Genomic DNA, 15,835 nt, shown 5'->3' with positions numbered 1-15,835 from the left:
TCTATAAACGCAGTATCACTTTTGATATTCGTGGATGATAACACCTTGTACCACACGGTTTACTGTACCTGTAGGAGACGGTGTATCTGGTTTATTTTCTACCTTGAGTGAAGTCAATAGGGCAAAGAGTTGGGCATAAACGATGTAAGGGAAGACACGGTAAATATCATTCAAGACACCGCCACAACCAAGGGCCACTTCTTTGACATTTTCAAGACCAAAGGCTTGATCACTTAAAAGCACAACACGGCGAGCAATCTGGTCACCAGCAACTTCACGAACCAAGTCCAAGTCGTACTTGCGAGTGTAGTCTGTCGTTGTACCAAAGACCAAAACAACTGTATCTTCGTTGATAAGAGATTTTGGACCGTGACGGAATCCGACTGGGCTTTCATACATGGTCGCCACTTGGCCAGCTGTCAATTCCAAAATCTTGAGCTGAGCTTCATGAGCAAGGCCAAAGAAAGGACCAGCGCCTAGATAGATGACACGGTTAAAGTCTAGGTCAACAAGTTCTTTGACATCTTCTGCATTGTCTAGAATTTTACGGGCAAGACTAGATACAACTTCAAAACGTTCAGCTTTAACAGCAAATTCTGTAGGATCAAAGACCAAGAGAGCTGTCAACATCATAGACGTAAAGCTAGAAGTCATAGCAAATCCAGCATCATTAGAAGCAGCTGGTTGCAAAAGCAAGAGATTGTGGTCATCGCCATGAGCTTGAAGAGCCAATTTACCATCTGCTGCACAAGTAATCGTCACTTGATAAAGCTCATCCACCAAAGCTTTGGCCAAATCAACAGTCGCCACACTTTCAGGCGAGTTCCCACTACGAGCAAAGGATACAAGGACAGTTGCCACATCTTTTTTCAAATAAGTTTCTGGATTGGCAACGATATCTGTTGTCGCAATAGCATTGAAATTCCATTTGCGTTCGTCATAGACTTCCTTAAAGTAAGGTACCAAGGTGTCTCCCACATAAGCAGAAGTCCCAGCACCTGTCAAGATAACCTTGATATAGTTATGTTTATCAGCAATCCCTTGTAGGAATGCTGCAATTTCTTCACGTTTTGCTTGATAAGATTCAAAAGCTTCTTTCCATACATCTGGCTGTTGGTAGATTTCACGTGTAGTGATTTCTGCACCCAATTCGATCAAGTCTTCTTTTGTATAATGTAACATTGATTTCCTCTTTTTCTATTAAATATGGGAATGGGAGTAAGTCCCATTCCCATGTATATTCTATATAAAATGCTCTAACGATTTTCACGTTGTCACATCTTATTCATCTTCGTCATCATCGAAGCCAGCTAACAGGTCATTAACTTTCACAATGCTTTCTGCAGCACGGCTCTTATAGTCCGCATCTGCACCTGTAAGGCTAGCATTGATAAATTCAATCACCATTGGAAGATTCATCCCTGCGTAAAGGTCAATATCACGACCTTCCATGATCAAACGGCTTACCACATTACATGGTGTTCCACCGAGAAGATCCGCAAAGACTAGGAAATCATCCAATCCTTCAATAGCAGCTTCAAATTTTGCAGTAAAATCTTCTGGGCCATCTTCTGGAAGAAGAGCTACTGTATAAATATTGTCTTGTGGACCCATGATCATTTCAGTGCTACCTTTAAGTTCTTCACAGAAACGACCATGACTCACCAAAATTAATGATTTCGTCATAAATTATACGCCCATTCCAAGCAAGAATTTACCGATGAATGAAAGACCTACTGCAAGAGCGATAATGATACCGATAGCTTTAGTAGAGGTCATACCTTTCTTACCAAGCAACCAGAAGATAAAGGCAGTAAAGATTGCTGGAAGCAAGCGTGGGAAGATTGAGTTCAAGATGTCTTGGAAGTCAATCATTTTTTCACCGATTGGCAATTTATAAGAAACTTCAAAGTTAATCATTGTTGCTACAAGAGCACCCATCATGAAGACACCAAGTACAGATGCAGCATCAATCAAAGCTGTCAAGGTACTTTGCATGTTGTTGATAAGGTTAACCCCTTCTTTGTATGCAAATTCCAACTGTTTCCAACGGAAAATGTCATACGCTACTGCAACTGCGATCCAAAGGAAGATACCCCATGGTTGGCCAGCGATCGCCATAGTTGCTGCGATAGATCCCATGATCGCAGGTACAAGTGAACCAAAGATAGTATCTCCAAGAGGAGCGAATGGTCCCATCAAACCTGTCTTGATACCGTTAACCGCATCTTTTGAACCAACGCCATCTTTTTCTTCCATAGCAAGGTCAAAACCAGCGATAATTGTGTGGAAGAATGGTGAAGTGTTGAAGAATTGAGTATGAACTTTCATCATTTCTTTCAACTCAGGAGTTCCATCTCCATACATTTTACGCAATTGTGGCAAGATCATGTAAAGGTAACCTGATGCTTGCATACGTTCGTAGTTCCATCCCAATTGGAAAGTGAACAAGCTACGTTTGTTAATTTGATTAAAATCTTCTTTTGTTAATTTGTAATTAGAATTCGTCATCTTCAATTTCCCCACTTTCTGATGGTGTAGAAGGTGCTGCTACAGCAACTTTTTGGCTGTTCTTGAAGTGAACAACCGCAAGGAAGATACCTACGATAGAGATACCGATCATAGACAATCCTTTGAAGTTGTTAACAAAGCCAATTTTTTCAGCAACTTCAGCAGGAAGAGTGCCAATGATTCCAGCAACTGCTCCACCAAGACTTGTTACGTTTGAGTAAAGAACAGTCAACATAGCTGTCAAACCGAATCCCATAGCAAGGTAGTGAAGGTTACGTTTAACTGGAAGGTAACGAAGCAAGATAGCGAATCCAAGACCTGGAAGCATACGACCTGCAAGAGTCAAACCGTCTGCAACCCATTGATATTCTTTAACAAGGTTTACAACACCTTGTACGAATTCTCCACCGAAAGCTAGGGCGAAGAATACTGGAAGAGCACGAGAAGCGGCCCATGGAAGCGCACCAAGAAGGTAGTTACGTTCGATTGCTTTATAGTCAAAGCGTTCGATCGCAGCATCAATACGGTGTGCGAAGAATGTAGTAGTCATACGACCAAGTACGTCGAAGTAAGTCAAAAGTGCTGCTACTGGTACAGCGATTGTAGTGATCGCAAGGTCTGTTTCTATACCTTGTGAAACTGAGAAAGCTGTCGCAAGAACCGCACCAGAAGTTGCGTCGATACGAGAAGCACCACCGAAGGTACCTACCCCAAGAACGAACAACTGCAAGCTACCACCGATAAACAAACCAGTTGTCACATCTCCCATGATTAAACCAGTAATGAAACCAGCAAATACAGGGGAACCTGCAGATGAAACGATCGTCAACTCATCACAGATTTGATAAGCTGAGTACAAAGTGAGAAGTAAAATTTGCCACCATTGTATCATAACAATGACCTCCTAAAAATTTTTTCCTATTTTAATAAGCTCAAAAAGTCTGAAACTGGATCATTTGGAACCATTTGAGCAGTAAGTTTAACACCTTTTTCTGCCAGTTTGTGGAAGTCTTCCACATCCTTGTCCACTACGTTGATAGAACGTGTGATGGCGCGAGTTTCTGGTGTTTGAGACATATTCCCAACATTAAGGGTTTCAAGTGGTACACCTGCTTCTACCAAACCAAGGAAGCGGTCTGGTTTACGAGCCACGATAAAGAGACGTTGGCTATCGTATTTACCAGCAAGAATATTCGCTGCCGCTTTTTCAATTGGTAAAATACTTAATTTCACACCTGGTGGTGTCGCAAGTTTCAAACCACTCTTTTCAACGTCGTTGTTGACAACTTCGTCATCTACAACCATAATACGTGAAACATTTAGTTTTCCAGCCCAAAGATTGGCTACTTGTCCGTGGATCAAACGTCCATCGATACGGCATCCTACAATTGTCATAAATTTTCCCCCTTTATGTGTTTTAGTGTAGGTTTACGAGTTAAATGAATCTCTTCTTTATATTCACCCTCTGTTTCAAAGATAATGATACGATTAGCACCTTCCTTGAGATAACAATGAGGGATATAAAGCGAGAGTGTTGGGCCGACGTTCCAAAAACGTCCTAGGTGACGCCCATTGACAAAGGCAACTCCCTTACCAAACTCAGACAAGTCTAGGTAAGTATCTTTTGGCTCTTGGACTGTAAAGTCATAAGCGTAAAAGGCTGGTTGTCCTTCTGTCCATCCTTTTGAAAAATCAATTTTCTCAGGATTATCCAGTGGTAGTGGATATTGTTTCCAATTAAGTAAGAAGTGTAAATCCTTGCAGACACCTGTTCGGATTCCTTTACGTTGTGTATCAGCTAAGAACTTATGTCCATAGTTGACACGCCCCATATTTTCTACCAAGATATCTAGCCTAGATAGCGCTTTCTTTTCACCTTGATAAAAAATATCTTCCCCAATCTCTGTCTGATATTGGGTTTCAACCCACTGACCATCGACATAAAGCTGAGCCCTATCTCGACCGTCAATGATACGAAGTCTTTCTTCTTCTGCATCCCAGTTTGTTTCTGTTCGATAAAGTAGATAGCCATAGCTTTGTCCCAACTCCTCCATCTTTTTAGGATAGAGGCTTTCTACTGGACTTGACAAGCTATCCAAGGTTTCAAACAAGGAAACTTTTTCAACTAGTGGAATAGCATCCAACTCCATACTCTCTTTGTAGAGTGGCTCCAACTGCGGATACTCTGGAAAATGTGTTGCCATCATCTTCTTGACTGCCAGATATTTGGCAGTTGGATTTCCTTCCTCATCTAGAAGGGCATCGTAATCATAAGATGTAACTTGTGGCAGGTCCAAAGTCCCTCGAGCTGAGCAACCATTCATGAAGCCAAAGTTTGTACCACCGTGGAACATGTAAAGATTGATAGAGCCTTGTTCCAAAACTTCTCGAACTGCATCTGCCAACTCTTTTGGATCCCGTGTGATAATCGGTTCTTTCCAACGATTGAACCAGCCGTCCCAGAACTCCATACACATGAGCGGCCATTTCTTGCCATGCTCATCAAAGAATTCCTGCATCTGTGAAAAGTTATAAGGTGCCTTAGAACCAAAGTTCCCTGTCACAAAGAGGTCATCTTCGATTAAGGTTCCAGCTTTCAAAGTAGCTCTCCAGGGACCATCTGATGTAAAGAGGGGACAGGTTACGCCACGTTCTTCCATCAACTGTCGAATTGCTCTTAGGTAAGCCTTATCTTCGCCATAAGAACCATACTCATTTTCAACCTGCATCATAAGGATATTGCCACCATTGTCCAACAAATGTGGCACCAACCGTGACAAGAGCTGGTCATAGTAGCGACCGACAGCTTCAATATAAGCAGGATCTGAGGAACGAAGCCTCATATCTTTGGTTAAAAGCCAAGCTGGTAAGCCACCGAATTCCCACTCCGCACAGATGAAGGGTGACGGACGAACGATAGCGTAGAGACCCAAATCTTGTGCTGTCTGAAGAAATCGCTCCAAATCCAGAGCTCCTTCAAAGTGAAACTCACCCTCACGAGGCTCGTGTAAATTCCAGGCCACATAAGTCTCTACTGTATTAAAACCAAGAGCCTTCAAGTTATAGAGCGAATGATACCAATCTTCTGGAGGAACCCTAAAATAATGAATGGCGCCAGATAAAATCTTAAATGATTTTCCATCGAGATAAAAATCATCCCGTATCTCAAATCGTGTCATATTCTTACCTTCTGACAATAAAGTTTACGCTTTCATTTGTTGATATAGTAAATATATCTCAATATCTTACATTTGTCAATAGGTTTTCACAATTTTTTTCATTTTTCACTAAATTTTACACAAAAAACTTATAAAAATCTTGTAATCTATAGTCATAACAACATTTTAGCACCATGTATAAAAATGTAGGTTTTTCTATTTATTCCTATGTAAATTAACCTTATAGCCTATTATTCTAATTTTTTTATTCAAAAGGCTACTATTCTTTCCAGTTTTATGGTAAAATCTTTAACGGAGAAGGAAAATCGAGGTGAAAATATGGCAATTCCAAAGTATCAATATATTAAAGATGAGTTAAAGAACAAAATCATTTCTGGTCAATTTGCCAGTGGAGATAAATTCTACACTGAAGCTGAATTGATTGCAATGTATGATGTGAGTTCTATCACAGTTGTTCGCGCTTTAAACGACCTTGCCAAGGATGGCTATATTGTCCGTCAACAAGGAAAGGGTACATTCGTTTCACGCGCACGCAAACACAAACTCGTAGAGTTTTCAGATGTAGAAGTTTTTGAAACTAAAGATGATAAAGTTACCGTCCTTTCTATTGAGCGTGGAAACAAACTAAGCTACTTAGAAAAACTTGGACTACGCGGAGATCAGTTCTACTACAAGATTGAACGCGTTCGCGAAACGGGTGGTGTTGTGTACATCTACCATACATCTTACATTCCAGAACAATACATCAACGCAAATTATCCAAATCTTGAATATTATAGCTCTATCTATAACCGTTTCAAATTGGATTACCACATTCACATGAATGATGAACATTTTGAAGAAATCAATGAAATAGCATTTCCAACTCCAGAACATGCGGCTTCGGTCCTCGGAGTCGATGAACAATTCCCAACCGTTTTACAAACCAAGACTACTAAACTAGAGTCTACTGGTCAAGTTCTCGCATACAGCGAAACATATAAACGCGCAGATTACTACAAAATCAAATTCATTTCATGTGACCGTGATCACTAAGAAGAAAGCCTAAGCCTTGCTTGGGCTTTTTCTATGCTTATTATACCATACCAAAAAGGTAGCGCTTACCTTTTATAGTAGATTCTATAGTTTGTAGAGTATTTTATAGAAATAGGGCTAAAAAATTTCTACTAAATATATATATGTTTCTTTTACAACCAATCTGAAATCTTAAGCTTAAATTTTATATTTTTTTATACTTATTATAGTTTTTTATCACCTCCTCTTGACTCTTATTAATATAAGAAATAAAATAAGGGTGTTGTTTTATGTAAACGCTATCAATATAAAATACAATCAGGAGGTTTTGCAATGAAACAAGAAAAACAACAACGTTTTTCCATTCGTAAATACGCTGTAGGAGCAGCTTCTGTTCTAATTGGATTTGCCTTCCAAGCACAGGCTGTTGCAGCCGATGGAGTTACTCCTACTACTACGGAAAACCAACCGACCATCCATACGGTTTCCGATTCCCCTCAACCATCCGAAAATCGGACTGAGGAAACACCTAAAGCAGAGCTTCAACCAGAAGCTCCAAAAACTGTAGAAACGGAAACTCCGACTACTGATACGGTAGCTAGTCTTCCAAAAACAAAAGAAAAACCACAAGAGGAAGTTAGTTCAACTCCTAGTGATAAAGAAGAAGTGGTAACTCCAACTTCTGCTGAAAAAGAAACTACCGATAAAAAGGCAGAGGAAACTAGCCCTAAAAAGGAAGTTCCGAAAGAGGCTAATTCTAAAGAGTCGGATACAGATAAGACTGATAAACCAGAAGCTGACAAGGATAAACCAGCTGAAAAAGATGCTAAGAAAGATGAACCAAAAGCAGAGGCTGACAAACCAGCAACAGAGGCAGGGAAGGAACGTGCTGCAACTGAAAATGAAAAATTAGCTAAACGAAAAATCGTTTCAATTGATGCTGGACGTAAATATTTCTCACCTGAGCAGCTCAAGGAAATCATCGATAAAGCGAAAGAATATGGTTACACAGATCTTCATCTCTTGGTAGGGAACGATGGTCTCCGTTTCATGCTGGATGATATGTCTATGAAAGTAGGCGATAAGACCTACTCAAGTGATGATGTCAAACGTGCCATTGAAAATGGAACCAATGCTTATTACGACGATCCAAATGGCAACCATCTCACTGAAAGTCAGATGACAGATTTGATTAATTATGCCAAAGATAAGGGAATTGGAGTGATTCCAACTGTCAATAGTCCTGGACATATGGATGCTATTCTCCATGCTATGAAAGAACTTGGTATTGAAAATCCTAACTTTGATTATTTTGGTACAAAATCTGAACGAACTGTTGACCTAAATAATAAACAAGCAGTCGATTTTACAAAAACGCTGATTGACAAATACGCTAACTACTTCTCTAAGAAATCTGAAATCTTCAATATTGGTTTGGATGAATATGCCAATGATGCGACAAATGCTAAAGGTTGGAGTGTGCTTCAAGCTGATAAATATTATCCAAATGAAGGCTACCCTGAAAAAGGATATGAAAAATTCATCTTTTACGCTAATGACCTCGCTCGTATTGTAAAATCTCACGGTCTCAAACCAATGGCCTTTAACGACGGTATCTACTACAATAGCGACACAAGCTTTGGTAGTTTTGACAAAGACATCATCGTTTCTATGTGGACTGGTGGTTGGGGGGGCTACGACGTTGCTTCTTCTAAACTACTAGCTGAAAAAGGTCACCAAATCCTGAATACCAACGATGCTTGGTACTACGTTCTTGGACGAAACGCTGATGGCCAAGGTTGGTACAATCTCGATCAGGGGCTCAATGGTATTAAAAACACACCAATTACTTCTGTACCAAAAACAGAAGGAGCTGATGTCCCAATCATCGGTGGTATGGTAGCTGCTTGGGCCGATACCCCATCTGCACGTTATTCGCCATCTCGCCTCTTCAAACTCATGCGTCATTTTGCAAATGCCAACGCTGAATACTTCGCAGCCAACTATCAACCTGCAGAAAAAGCACTAGAAACTATACCAAAAGACCCTAACCGCTATACTGCTGAAAGTTTTGCTGCTGTCAAAGAAGCTGAAAAAACCATCCGTTCACTCGATAGCAACCTCAGTCGTGCTCAACAGGATACGATTGATCAAGCCATCGCAAGCCTTCAAGATGCTATTAAAAACTTGGCTTTAACTCCAGAAGCACAAAAAGAAGAGGATGCTAAACGCGAACTTGAAAAACTGAATAAGAATAAAGTCATTTCCATCGATGCAGGTCGCAAATACTTCTCTCTAGATCAACTCAAACGCATCGTAGACAAGGCGAGCGAGCTCGGCTACTCTGATGCCCATCTCCTTCTAGGAAATGATGGCCTTCGCTTCCTACTCGATGATATGACCATTACTGCCAACGGAAAAACCTATGCTAGTGATGACGTTAAAAAAGCTATTATCGAAGGAACTAAAGCTTACTATGACGATCCAAACGGTACTGCACTGACACAGGCAGAAGTGACAGAACTTGCCAAATACGCTAAGGAAAAAGGTATTGGTCTGATACCAGCTATTAATAGCCCAGGACATATGGATGCTATGCTTGTTGCCATGGAAAAACTTGGCATCGCGAATCCTCAAGCCAACTTTGATAAAGTTTCAAAAACCACGATGGACCTTGAAAATCAAGAAGCCCTTAACTTTACCAAAGCCCTTATCGGTAAGTATATGGATTACTTTGCTGATAAATCAAAGATTTTCAACTATGGTACAGATGAATATGCCAATGATGCGACCAACGCCCAAGGTTGGTACTACCTCAAATGGTATGGACTCTATAACAAGTTCGCAGACTATTCTAACAGCCTTGCTGCTATGGCCAAAGAAAGAGGGCTACAACCAATGGCCTTCAACGATGGCTTCTACTATGAAGACAAGGATGATGCTGAATTCGATAAGGATGTCTTGATTTCTTACTGGTCTAAAGGCTGGTGGGGCTACAACCTTGCTTCACCTCAATATCTAGCAAGCAAGGGTTATAAGTTCTTGAATACCAACGGTGACTGGTACTACATTCTCGGACAAAAACCAGAAGATGGTGGTGGTTTCCTCAAAAAAGCTATTGAGAATACTGGAAAAACACCATTCAATCAACTAGCTTCTACCAAATATCCTGAAGTTGACCTTCCAACAGTTGGAAGTATGCTTTCAATCTGGGCAGATAGACCAAGCGCTGAGTACAAGGAAGAGGAAATCTTTGAACTCATGACTGCCTTTGCTGACCACAACAAAGACTACTTCCGAGCTAATTATAATGCTCTTCGCGAAGAATTAGCTAAAATCCCTACAAACTTAGACGGATACAGCACAGAAAGCCTAGCAGCACTCAAGGCAGCAAAAGATGGACTAAACCTTAACCTCAACCGCAGCAAACAAGCTGAACTAGACGCACTAGTAGGTAAGCTCAAAGCTGCTCTGCAAGGCCTCAAACCAGCTGCAACTCATTCAGGAAGCCTAGATGAAAATGAACTAGCTGCTAATGTTGAAACTAAACCTGAACTAGTTGTGAAGACAGAAAGCATTCCATTTAAAGTCATTCGAAAAGAAAATACGAACCTCCCAGCAGGTCAAGAAAAAGTTGTCAAAGCTGGAGTTCTAGGTGAACGCACTTCTTACGTATCTGTTCTTACTGAAAATGGAAAGACTAGCGAAACCGTTCTAGATAGTCAAGTAACCAAAGACCCTGTCGATCAAATTGTGGAATTCGGAGCACCAATTACACATGTCGGCGATGAAAACGGCCTTGCTCCAATCGCAGAAGAAAAACCTAGACTCGACATTCCTAAGGAAGAGCCTAGACGAACAGAAACTCCTTTCAAAGTAGTTGTTGAAAGTGGACCTAAAGCTGAATCTAACTCTGCTAACGGAGTCACTCATCAATTAGCAGATGGTAAAAATAGTAAGCCAGGATGGAAATTAATTGAAAGTAAATGGTATTACTATGATCATGCAGATAAAGTGAAGACCGGTTGGGTTAAAGACGGAGCATGGTACTACCTAGATGAGACTGGTGTTATGCAAACTGGTTGGCAGAAAGTAAATGGTACATGGTATTATCTTGATAACTCAGGTGCTATGCAAACTGGTTGGATCGATCAAGGTGGATCATGGTACTATCTCAACGACTCAGGTGCCATGCAAACCGGCTGGGTCAACCAAGGAGATACATGGTATTATCTTGACAATTCAGGTACAATGAAAACTGGTTGGTTCCAAGTTGGAGATAAATGGTATTATTCATACCCTTCAGGAGCCTTAGCTGTTAACACAACAATTAATGGCTACGCTGTAAATGCCGATGGCGAATGGATTCAATAAGATAAAATGAAAGATTTATATCCAAAAACCTAATGAGAACTGAGTATAAAACTCAAGTTCAGAAGAAAAAGAAATAAATCTTTCCAAAATGAAACGCATATTATCAAGGTATGTCAACACCTGATAATATGCGTTTTTCTGATTTTAAAGAGACTGGATGCCCAGCCTCTTTTTTATAATTAATCACCTAATCCAAGACGTTCAAAGATATCATCCACTCGTTTAGTGTAGTAAAGAGGGTTGAAGATTTCATCGATTTCTTCTTGTGTGAGGCGTGATGTCACTTCTGGATCTGCCTCAAGAAGTGGTTTAAAGTCTACTTGATTGTCCCAAGAGTAGGCTGTTTTTGGTTGTACCAAGTCATAGGCTTGTTCGCGGGTCATGCCTTTTTCAATCAAGGTCAACATGGCACGTTGGCTAAAGATTAGACCGAAGGTTGAGTTCATGTTGCGGATCATGTTTTCTGGGAAGACGGTCAAGTTCTTAACGATATTTCCAAAACGGTTGAGCATGTAATCAATCAAAATAGTTGTATCTGGTGTGATGATACGCTCAGCTGATGAGTGGGAAATGTCGCGTTCGTGCCAGAGAGCAACGTTTTCATAGGCTGTAATCATGTGACCACGGATAACACGCGCAAGACCTGTCATATTTTCAGAACCTATCGGGTTGCGTTTGTGAGGCATTGCTGAAGACCCTTTTTGCCCTTTAGCAAAGAATTCTTCCACTTCACGTTGTTCAGACTTTTGCAAACCGCGAATCTCAGTCGCCATACGTTCGATAGAAGTCGCGATGCTGGCAAGAACTGCAAAGTACTCAGCATGAAGATCACGAGGAAGCACCTGTGTAGAGATTTCTTGAGCACGGATACCAAGCTTGTCGCAGACGTATTGCTCCACAAATGGTGGGATGTTGGCAAAGTTCCCAACCGCACCAGAGATTTTACCAGCTTCTACACCAGCAGCTGCATGCTCGAAACGCTCGATATTGCGCTTCATTTCGCTATACCAAGTTGCCAATTTCAGACCAAAGGTTGTAGGTTCAGCGTGCACACCGTGGGTACGACCCATCATGATGGTAAACTTGTGCTCCTTAGCCTTATCAGCGATGATGTTGGTGAAATTTTCAAGGTCACGACGGATGATGTCGTTGGCCTGCTTGTAGAGGTAACCGTAAGCCGTATCCACCACGTCAGTTGATGTCAAACCGTAATGAACCCACTTGCGCTCTTCGCCAAGCGTTTCAGAAACCGCACGTGTGAAGGCAACCACATCGTGACGAGTTTCCTGCTCAATCTCCAAAATACGGTCGATATCAAAGTCCGCTTTTTCGCGAATTAAAGCCACATCTTCCTTAGGGATTTCTCCCAACTCAGCCCATGCCTCGTCAGCCAAGATTTCCACCTCAAGCCAAGCACGGTATTTATTTTCTTCACTCCAAATGTTCGCCATCTCAGGGCGAGAGTAACGGTTGATCATGTTGTTCATTTTTCCTTTCTTCTTAAGCTGTTGGGAATAAGCTATCTAGGTAAACCAAGATTTCTACTCAAACTCCTCTTTTCCTATAAACACAGATGGATAGTGTAGTAATTCATTGAGATCGGTATCCAATGGTAAATCATAAATTGCTAAATAGTTTTCAGGATATTGAGCAATTAGCTCTTCATATTTAGCCTTCACCTTTTCATGATCACTGCTAGCATACAAGACTTCGACAACTGCTCCAGTCTTATCCTTTTCAACAAAAGCGTTAACGATTATTTGTATCATAGACTTGTCCTAAAAATCAATCCCTTTCCCTAACTCCTCAACCTCATCTGGCACATCACTAAACAAAGTCACATGTCCCATCTTGCGGTTGTGCTTCGCTTCTATTTTACCATACATGTGGAGGTGGGCGCTTGGATTTTCTGTCACATATTGCTCAGCAGCCTCGACATGCTGGCCGAGGACATTGAGCATAACAGCAGGTGCATGCAGGTGAATTGCTGGCAATGGTGCTCCGAGAATGCCCAAGATATGGGTATCAAACTGGGAGAAGTCACAAGCTTCAATCGAATAATGCCCTGAATTGTGTGGTCGTGGGGCAATCTCGTTGACAATGATGTCGTCAGCCGTCGCAAACATTTCCACGCAAAGAGTTCCAGACAAATTAAGCTGTTCAGCAATTCGCACTGCCATGGTTTTTGCTTTGGCTGCTAGACTTTCTGAAATGCGGGCTGGCACAATGGTTTTTGAAAGAATGTTGTTTCGGTGGATATTTTCCTGAACCGGGAAAGCTGTCACGTCCTTGCCATTTCCTGACACAATGACAGAAATTTCAAGGTCGAAATTGACGAATTCCTCTAAAACGCAGGCTGCTGAGTCAGCTAACGCATAGGCTTCTGCCAAATCTGCTTCTGAGCGAATGACCTTTTGCCCATGCCCATCGTAGCCACCAGTCGCAGTCTTGAGGACATAGTTTTTGGACAAGTCAATCTCCGCCAAATCTTGGCTTGAAGTCACAACCTTGTAGGGTGCCACAGTGACTTGGGCCTTGTTTGAGAGAAAGTCCTTTTCAAAGATGCGATTTTGGGAGATGCGAAGCAGGTCTGTCCCTTGAGGAAGCTGACCTTCTTTGATAACCGCATCCAAACCGTCAGCATCTACATTCTCAAATTCATAAGTTAGGACATCGCAACGCTCAGCCAACTGACGCAGAGCAGCCACGTCATTATAAGGCGCCACAATGATTTCCGCCACGCGAGAGGCAGGACAATCAGCCGCAGGATCCAGCGCGATAACCTTGTGGCCCATGTAGATAGCAGAAATGGCCATCATTTGACCCAGCTGGCCGCCACCGATAATTCCGATTGTTTTAGATGAGCTCATTTGACGACTCCTCTGCGATTTTTCCTTGTTCTTCTGCGAAATCTGCCAATGCTGTCGCGATAGACTGATCCTCTACTGAGAGGAGACGAAGGGCGAAGAGAGCCGCATTGGTCGCACCTGCTTCACCGATAGCCATAGTTGCGACTGGTACTCCACCTGGCATCTGAACGATGGAATAGAGTGAATCCACGCCACTAAGGGCACGCGATTTGACAGGTACCCCGATGACAGGAAGGGTTGTTTTCGCTGCTACCATCCCTGGCAAATGGGCTGCGCCACCTGCACCTGCGATGATGACCTTGATGCCACGGCTACGGGCCTCTTCTGCATGCTTGAACATGAGGTCTGGTGTACGGTGGGCAGAAACAACTTTCTTTTCGTAGGCTACACCGAAGCGGTCTAGAACTTCGGCGGTTTTTTGCATGGTTGCCCAGTCGGATTTTGAGCCCATGATGATGGAAATAATTGGTTTGGTCATAATTTTCCTTTTCTTCTTTTTTAATAATGGTCTTACTTTGGCTCGCTCTTGCTCGCCATGACAAAGTTAGTATCTGTTAATCTTTTATAGCCTTACTTCCAATATCTGTTCGGTAAAAGAGGCCTTCTGTTTTTTGTTGAGCGAGTTCTTGGTAGATGGTGTCTTGAGTTTCTTTGACAGTATCTGCTGTGGTGACGAGCATATAGACACGTCCGCCGTTTGAGAGCAGTGCTCTGCTATTTTCCAAAAACTTAGCCCCTGCATAGTAAGTGATGATATCACCTTCTGTCTTGGCTGGCAACTTGACACCTTTTTCATAGTCTAGCGGGTAACCCTTGGATGCGACAACCACACCCAGAGTCACACCCTTGTCCGTCCAGGTAATGTTTGGCTCCTTGCCATCCAGAATATCTGTAATATTTTGGGCAAAATCAGAGGTTAATCGAGGTAGAATAATCTGAGTTTCAGGATCTCCAAAGCGAGCATTAAACTCGATAACCTTAGGTCCATCAGCTGTCAGAATAAGCCCTGCGTAAAGGACACCAAGATACGGACGACCTTCTTTGATCATCCCTTCAAGAACTGGCTTGACAATAGTCTCGACCGCTGTGTCAACCACGCTCTGTGGCAAGTGAGGAACTGGCGCATAGGCACCCATCCCACCAGTGTTAGGCCCCTTATCGCCATCGTAGGCACGTTTGTGGTCCTGAGCCGTTGGCATGATGTAGAATTTGTCCCCATTGACAAAGGCAAAGAGTGAAAATTCCTCTCCTTCAAGGAATTCCTCGATAACCACACGCGCACCTGAATCACCAAATTTATTGTCCAAAAGCATCTCATGAGTGGCTTCGACCGCTTGCTCAACCGTCTCAGCAACGACGACACCCTTCCCAAGCGCCAAGCCATCCGCCTTGACTACGATAGGCGCACCATGCTTTTCGATATAGGCCTTGGCTTCCTCGAAATCTGAGAATGTGCCATAGGCTGCTGTCGGAACGCCGTATTTGACCATGATTTCCTTAGCAAAATCTTTGGACCACTCCAGCTCTGCTGCCAATCTTGTCGGACCAAAGGCCTTAAGCCCAGCTTGGTTAAAATCATCCACAATACCAGCAGCAAGGGCATCATCTGGACCGATAAAGGTCCAAGCAATATCGTTGGCCTTTGCAAAGTCAATTAACTTAGAATGTTCGGAAATAGAGATATTTACCAATTCCAAACTATCAAGAGTCATCCCATCATTCCCAGGAGCTACAAATACTTTTTCAACGTCTTTTGACTCAAGCAACTTCTTAGCAATCGCATGTTCACGACCACCCGAACCGACAACAAGCAGTTTCATTTCTCAACCTCTTTTGCGAATTATTTACTAATATTATATCACAAACGTTCGTTTTAATCTTGTTTTA

The 15,835-nt window shown here is 42.1% G+C and carries 13 protein-coding genes; 2 read left to right on the top strand and 11 right to left on the bottom strand.

Annotation, left to right across the window (positions count from 1 at the left end):
- Positions 1–15: 15 nt before the first annotated feature.
- The 6 genes from ACLNCW_RS04020 to ACLNCW_RS03995 form a co-directional block, all read right to left on the bottom strand.
- The gene (locus ACLNCW_RS04020) at positions 16–1,182 is read right to left on the bottom strand and encodes an SIS domain-containing protein (RefSeq protein ID WP_424845399.1); all 1,167 of its coding nucleotides are present in this window, start codon (positions 1,180–1,182) and stop codon (positions 16–18) included.
- A gap of 99 nt (positions 1,183–1,281) precedes the next feature.
- Positions 1,282–1,686 carry a PTS sugar transporter subunit IIA gene (locus ACLNCW_RS04015; RefSeq protein WP_050240676.1) on the bottom strand — a complete coding sequence of 135 codons (405 nt, stop codon included), beginning with the start codon at positions 1,684–1,686 and terminating at the stop codon, positions 1,282–1,284.
- Between the two features lie 3 nt (positions 1,687–1,689).
- Entirely contained in the window at positions 1,690–2,511 is an 822-nt protein-coding gene (locus ACLNCW_RS04010; protein WP_424845398.1) for a PTS system mannose/fructose/sorbose family transporter subunit IID, read from the bottom strand.
- On the bottom strand, positions 2,498–3,403 hold the full coding sequence (locus tag ACLNCW_RS04005) for a PTS mannose/fructose/sorbose/N-acetylgalactosamine transporter subunit IIC (protein ID WP_424845397.1): 906 nt from the start codon (positions 3,401–3,403) through the stop codon (positions 2,498–2,500). The genes ACLNCW_RS04010 and ACLNCW_RS04005 overlap by 14 nt, the downstream gene beginning before the upstream one ends.
- 26 nt (positions 3,404–3,429) lie before the next feature.
- Positions 3,430–3,906, bottom strand: coding sequence for a PTS sugar transporter subunit IIB (locus ACLNCW_RS04000; protein ID WP_000156971.1), 477 nt, complete (start codon positions 3,904–3,906; stop codon positions 3,430–3,432).
- Positions 3,903–5,690, bottom strand: a complete 1,788-nt coding sequence (locus ACLNCW_RS03995) for a glycoside hydrolase family 35 protein (protein WP_424845396.1) — start codon at positions 5,688–5,690, stop codon at positions 3,903–3,905. The genes ACLNCW_RS04000 and ACLNCW_RS03995 overlap by 4 nt, the downstream gene beginning before the upstream one ends.
- A gap of 318 nt (positions 5,691–6,008) precedes the next feature.
- Here ACLNCW_RS03995 and ACLNCW_RS03990 point away from each other — a divergent pair, with 318 nt between their 5' ends.
- Together ACLNCW_RS03990 and ACLNCW_RS03985 are read left to right on the top strand one after the other, a co-directional pair.
- The gene (locus ACLNCW_RS03990; RefSeq protein WP_031237756.1) at positions 6,009–6,725 is read left to right on the top strand and encodes a GntR family transcriptional regulator; all 717 of its coding nucleotides are present in this window, start codon (positions 6,009–6,011) and stop codon (positions 6,723–6,725) included.
- A 312-nt stretch (positions 6,726–7,037) separates the two neighbouring features.
- Complete coding sequence (locus ACLNCW_RS03985; protein WP_261069780.1) at positions 7,038–11,078, top strand: family 20 glycosylhydrolase; 4,041 nt, start codon at positions 7,038–7,040, stop codon at positions 11,076–11,078.
- 179 nt (positions 11,079–11,257) lie between these two features.
- Here the strand turns inward: ACLNCW_RS03985 and purB are convergent, their stop codons facing one another.
- The 5 genes from purB to purD form a co-directional block, all read right to left on the bottom strand.
- Positions 11,258–12,556 carry an adenylosuccinate lyase gene (purB, locus tag ACLNCW_RS03980; RefSeq protein WP_000610725.1) on the bottom strand — a complete coding sequence of 433 codons (1,299 nt, stop codon included), beginning with the start codon at positions 12,554–12,556 and terminating at the stop codon, positions 11,258–11,260.
- A gap of 63 nt (positions 12,557–12,619) precedes the next feature.
- Positions 12,620–12,847 (bottom strand): hypothetical protein, encoded by a 228-nt coding sequence (locus tag ACLNCW_RS03975; RefSeq protein WP_064275776.1) that lies wholly within the window; start codon positions 12,845–12,847, stop codon positions 12,620–12,622.
- Positions 12,848–12,856: 9 nt separating this feature from the next.
- Entirely contained in the window at positions 12,857–13,948 is a 1,092-nt protein-coding gene (purK, locus tag ACLNCW_RS03970; protein WP_261101708.1) for a 5-(carboxyamino)imidazole ribonucleotide synthase, read from the bottom strand.
- On the bottom strand, positions 13,935–14,426 hold the full coding sequence (purE, locus tag ACLNCW_RS03965) for a 5-(carboxyamino)imidazole ribonucleotide mutase (RefSeq protein WP_004257917.1): 492 nt from the start codon (positions 14,424–14,426) through the stop codon (positions 13,935–13,937). Before purE ends, purK begins: the two co-directional genes overlap by 14 nt.
- A 76-nt stretch (positions 14,427–14,502) precedes the next feature.
- On the bottom strand, positions 14,503–15,768 hold the full coding sequence (gene purD, locus ACLNCW_RS03960; RefSeq protein WP_261101709.1) for a phosphoribosylamine--glycine ligase: 1,266 nt from the start codon (positions 15,766–15,768) through the stop codon (positions 14,503–14,505).
- Between the last annotated feature and the right edge of the window lie 67 nt (positions 15,769–15,835).

It is taken from the genome of Streptococcus sp. CL6.22, from assembly GCF_049738055.1.
GTDB lineage: Bacteria > Bacillota > Bacilli > Lactobacillales > Streptococcaceae > Streptococcus > Streptococcus mitis_DJ.
The sequence above is the reverse complement of the archived record's forward strand: the minus strand, read 5'-3'. Positions and strand labels throughout refer to the sequence as shown.

What these genes read in the sequence shown, in the direction of transcription:
- purE (WP_004257917.1), bottom strand. Translation starts at nt 14,426, where the DNA reads ATGACCAAACCAATTATTTCCATCATCATGGGCTCAAAATCCGACTGG.
- ACLNCW_RS04005 (WP_424845397.1), bottom strand. Translation starts at nt 3,403, where the DNA reads ATGATACAATGGTGGCAAATTTTACTTCTCACTTTGTACTCAGCTTAT.
- purK (WP_261101708.1), bottom strand. Translation starts at nt 13,948, where the DNA reads ATGAGCTCATCTAAAACAATCGGAATTATCGGTGGCGGCCAGCTGGGT.
- ACLNCW_RS03985 (WP_261069780.1), top strand. Translation starts at nt 7,038, where the DNA reads ATGAAACAAGAAAAACAACAACGTTTTTCCATTCGTAAATACGCTGTA.
- ACLNCW_RS04015 (WP_050240676.1), bottom strand. Translation starts at nt 1,686, where the DNA reads ATGACGAAATCATTAATTTTGGTGAGTCATGGTCGTTTCTGTGAAGAA.
- ACLNCW_RS04020 (WP_424845399.1), bottom strand. Translation starts at nt 1,182, where the DNA reads ATGTTACATTATACAAAAGAAGACTTGATCGAATTGGGTGCAGAAATC.
- purD (WP_261101709.1), bottom strand. Translation starts at nt 15,768, where the DNA reads ATGAAACTGCTTGTTGTCGGTTCGGGTGGTCGTGAACATGCGATTGCT.
- purB (WP_000610725.1), bottom strand. Translation starts at nt 12,556, where the DNA reads ATGATCAACCGTTACTCTCGCCCTGAGATGGCGAACATTTGGAGTGAA.
- ACLNCW_RS03995 (WP_424845396.1), bottom strand. Translation starts at nt 5,690, where the DNA reads ATGACACGATTTGAGATACGGGATGATTTTTATCTCGATGGAAAATCA.
- ACLNCW_RS04000 (WP_000156971.1), bottom strand. Translation starts at nt 3,906, where the DNA reads ATGACAATTGTAGGATGCCGTATCGATGGACGTTTGATCCACGGACAA.
- ACLNCW_RS04010 (WP_424845398.1), bottom strand. Translation starts at nt 2,511, where the DNA reads ATGACGAATTCTAATTACAAATTAACAAAAGAAGATTTTAATCAAATT.
- ACLNCW_RS03975 (WP_064275776.1), bottom strand. Translation starts at nt 12,847, where the DNA reads ATGATACAAATAATCGTTAACGCTTTTGTTGAAAAGGATAAGACTGGA.
- ACLNCW_RS03990 (WP_031237756.1), top strand. Translation starts at nt 6,009, where the DNA reads ATGGCAATTCCAAAGTATCAATATATTAAAGATGAGTTAAAGAACAAA.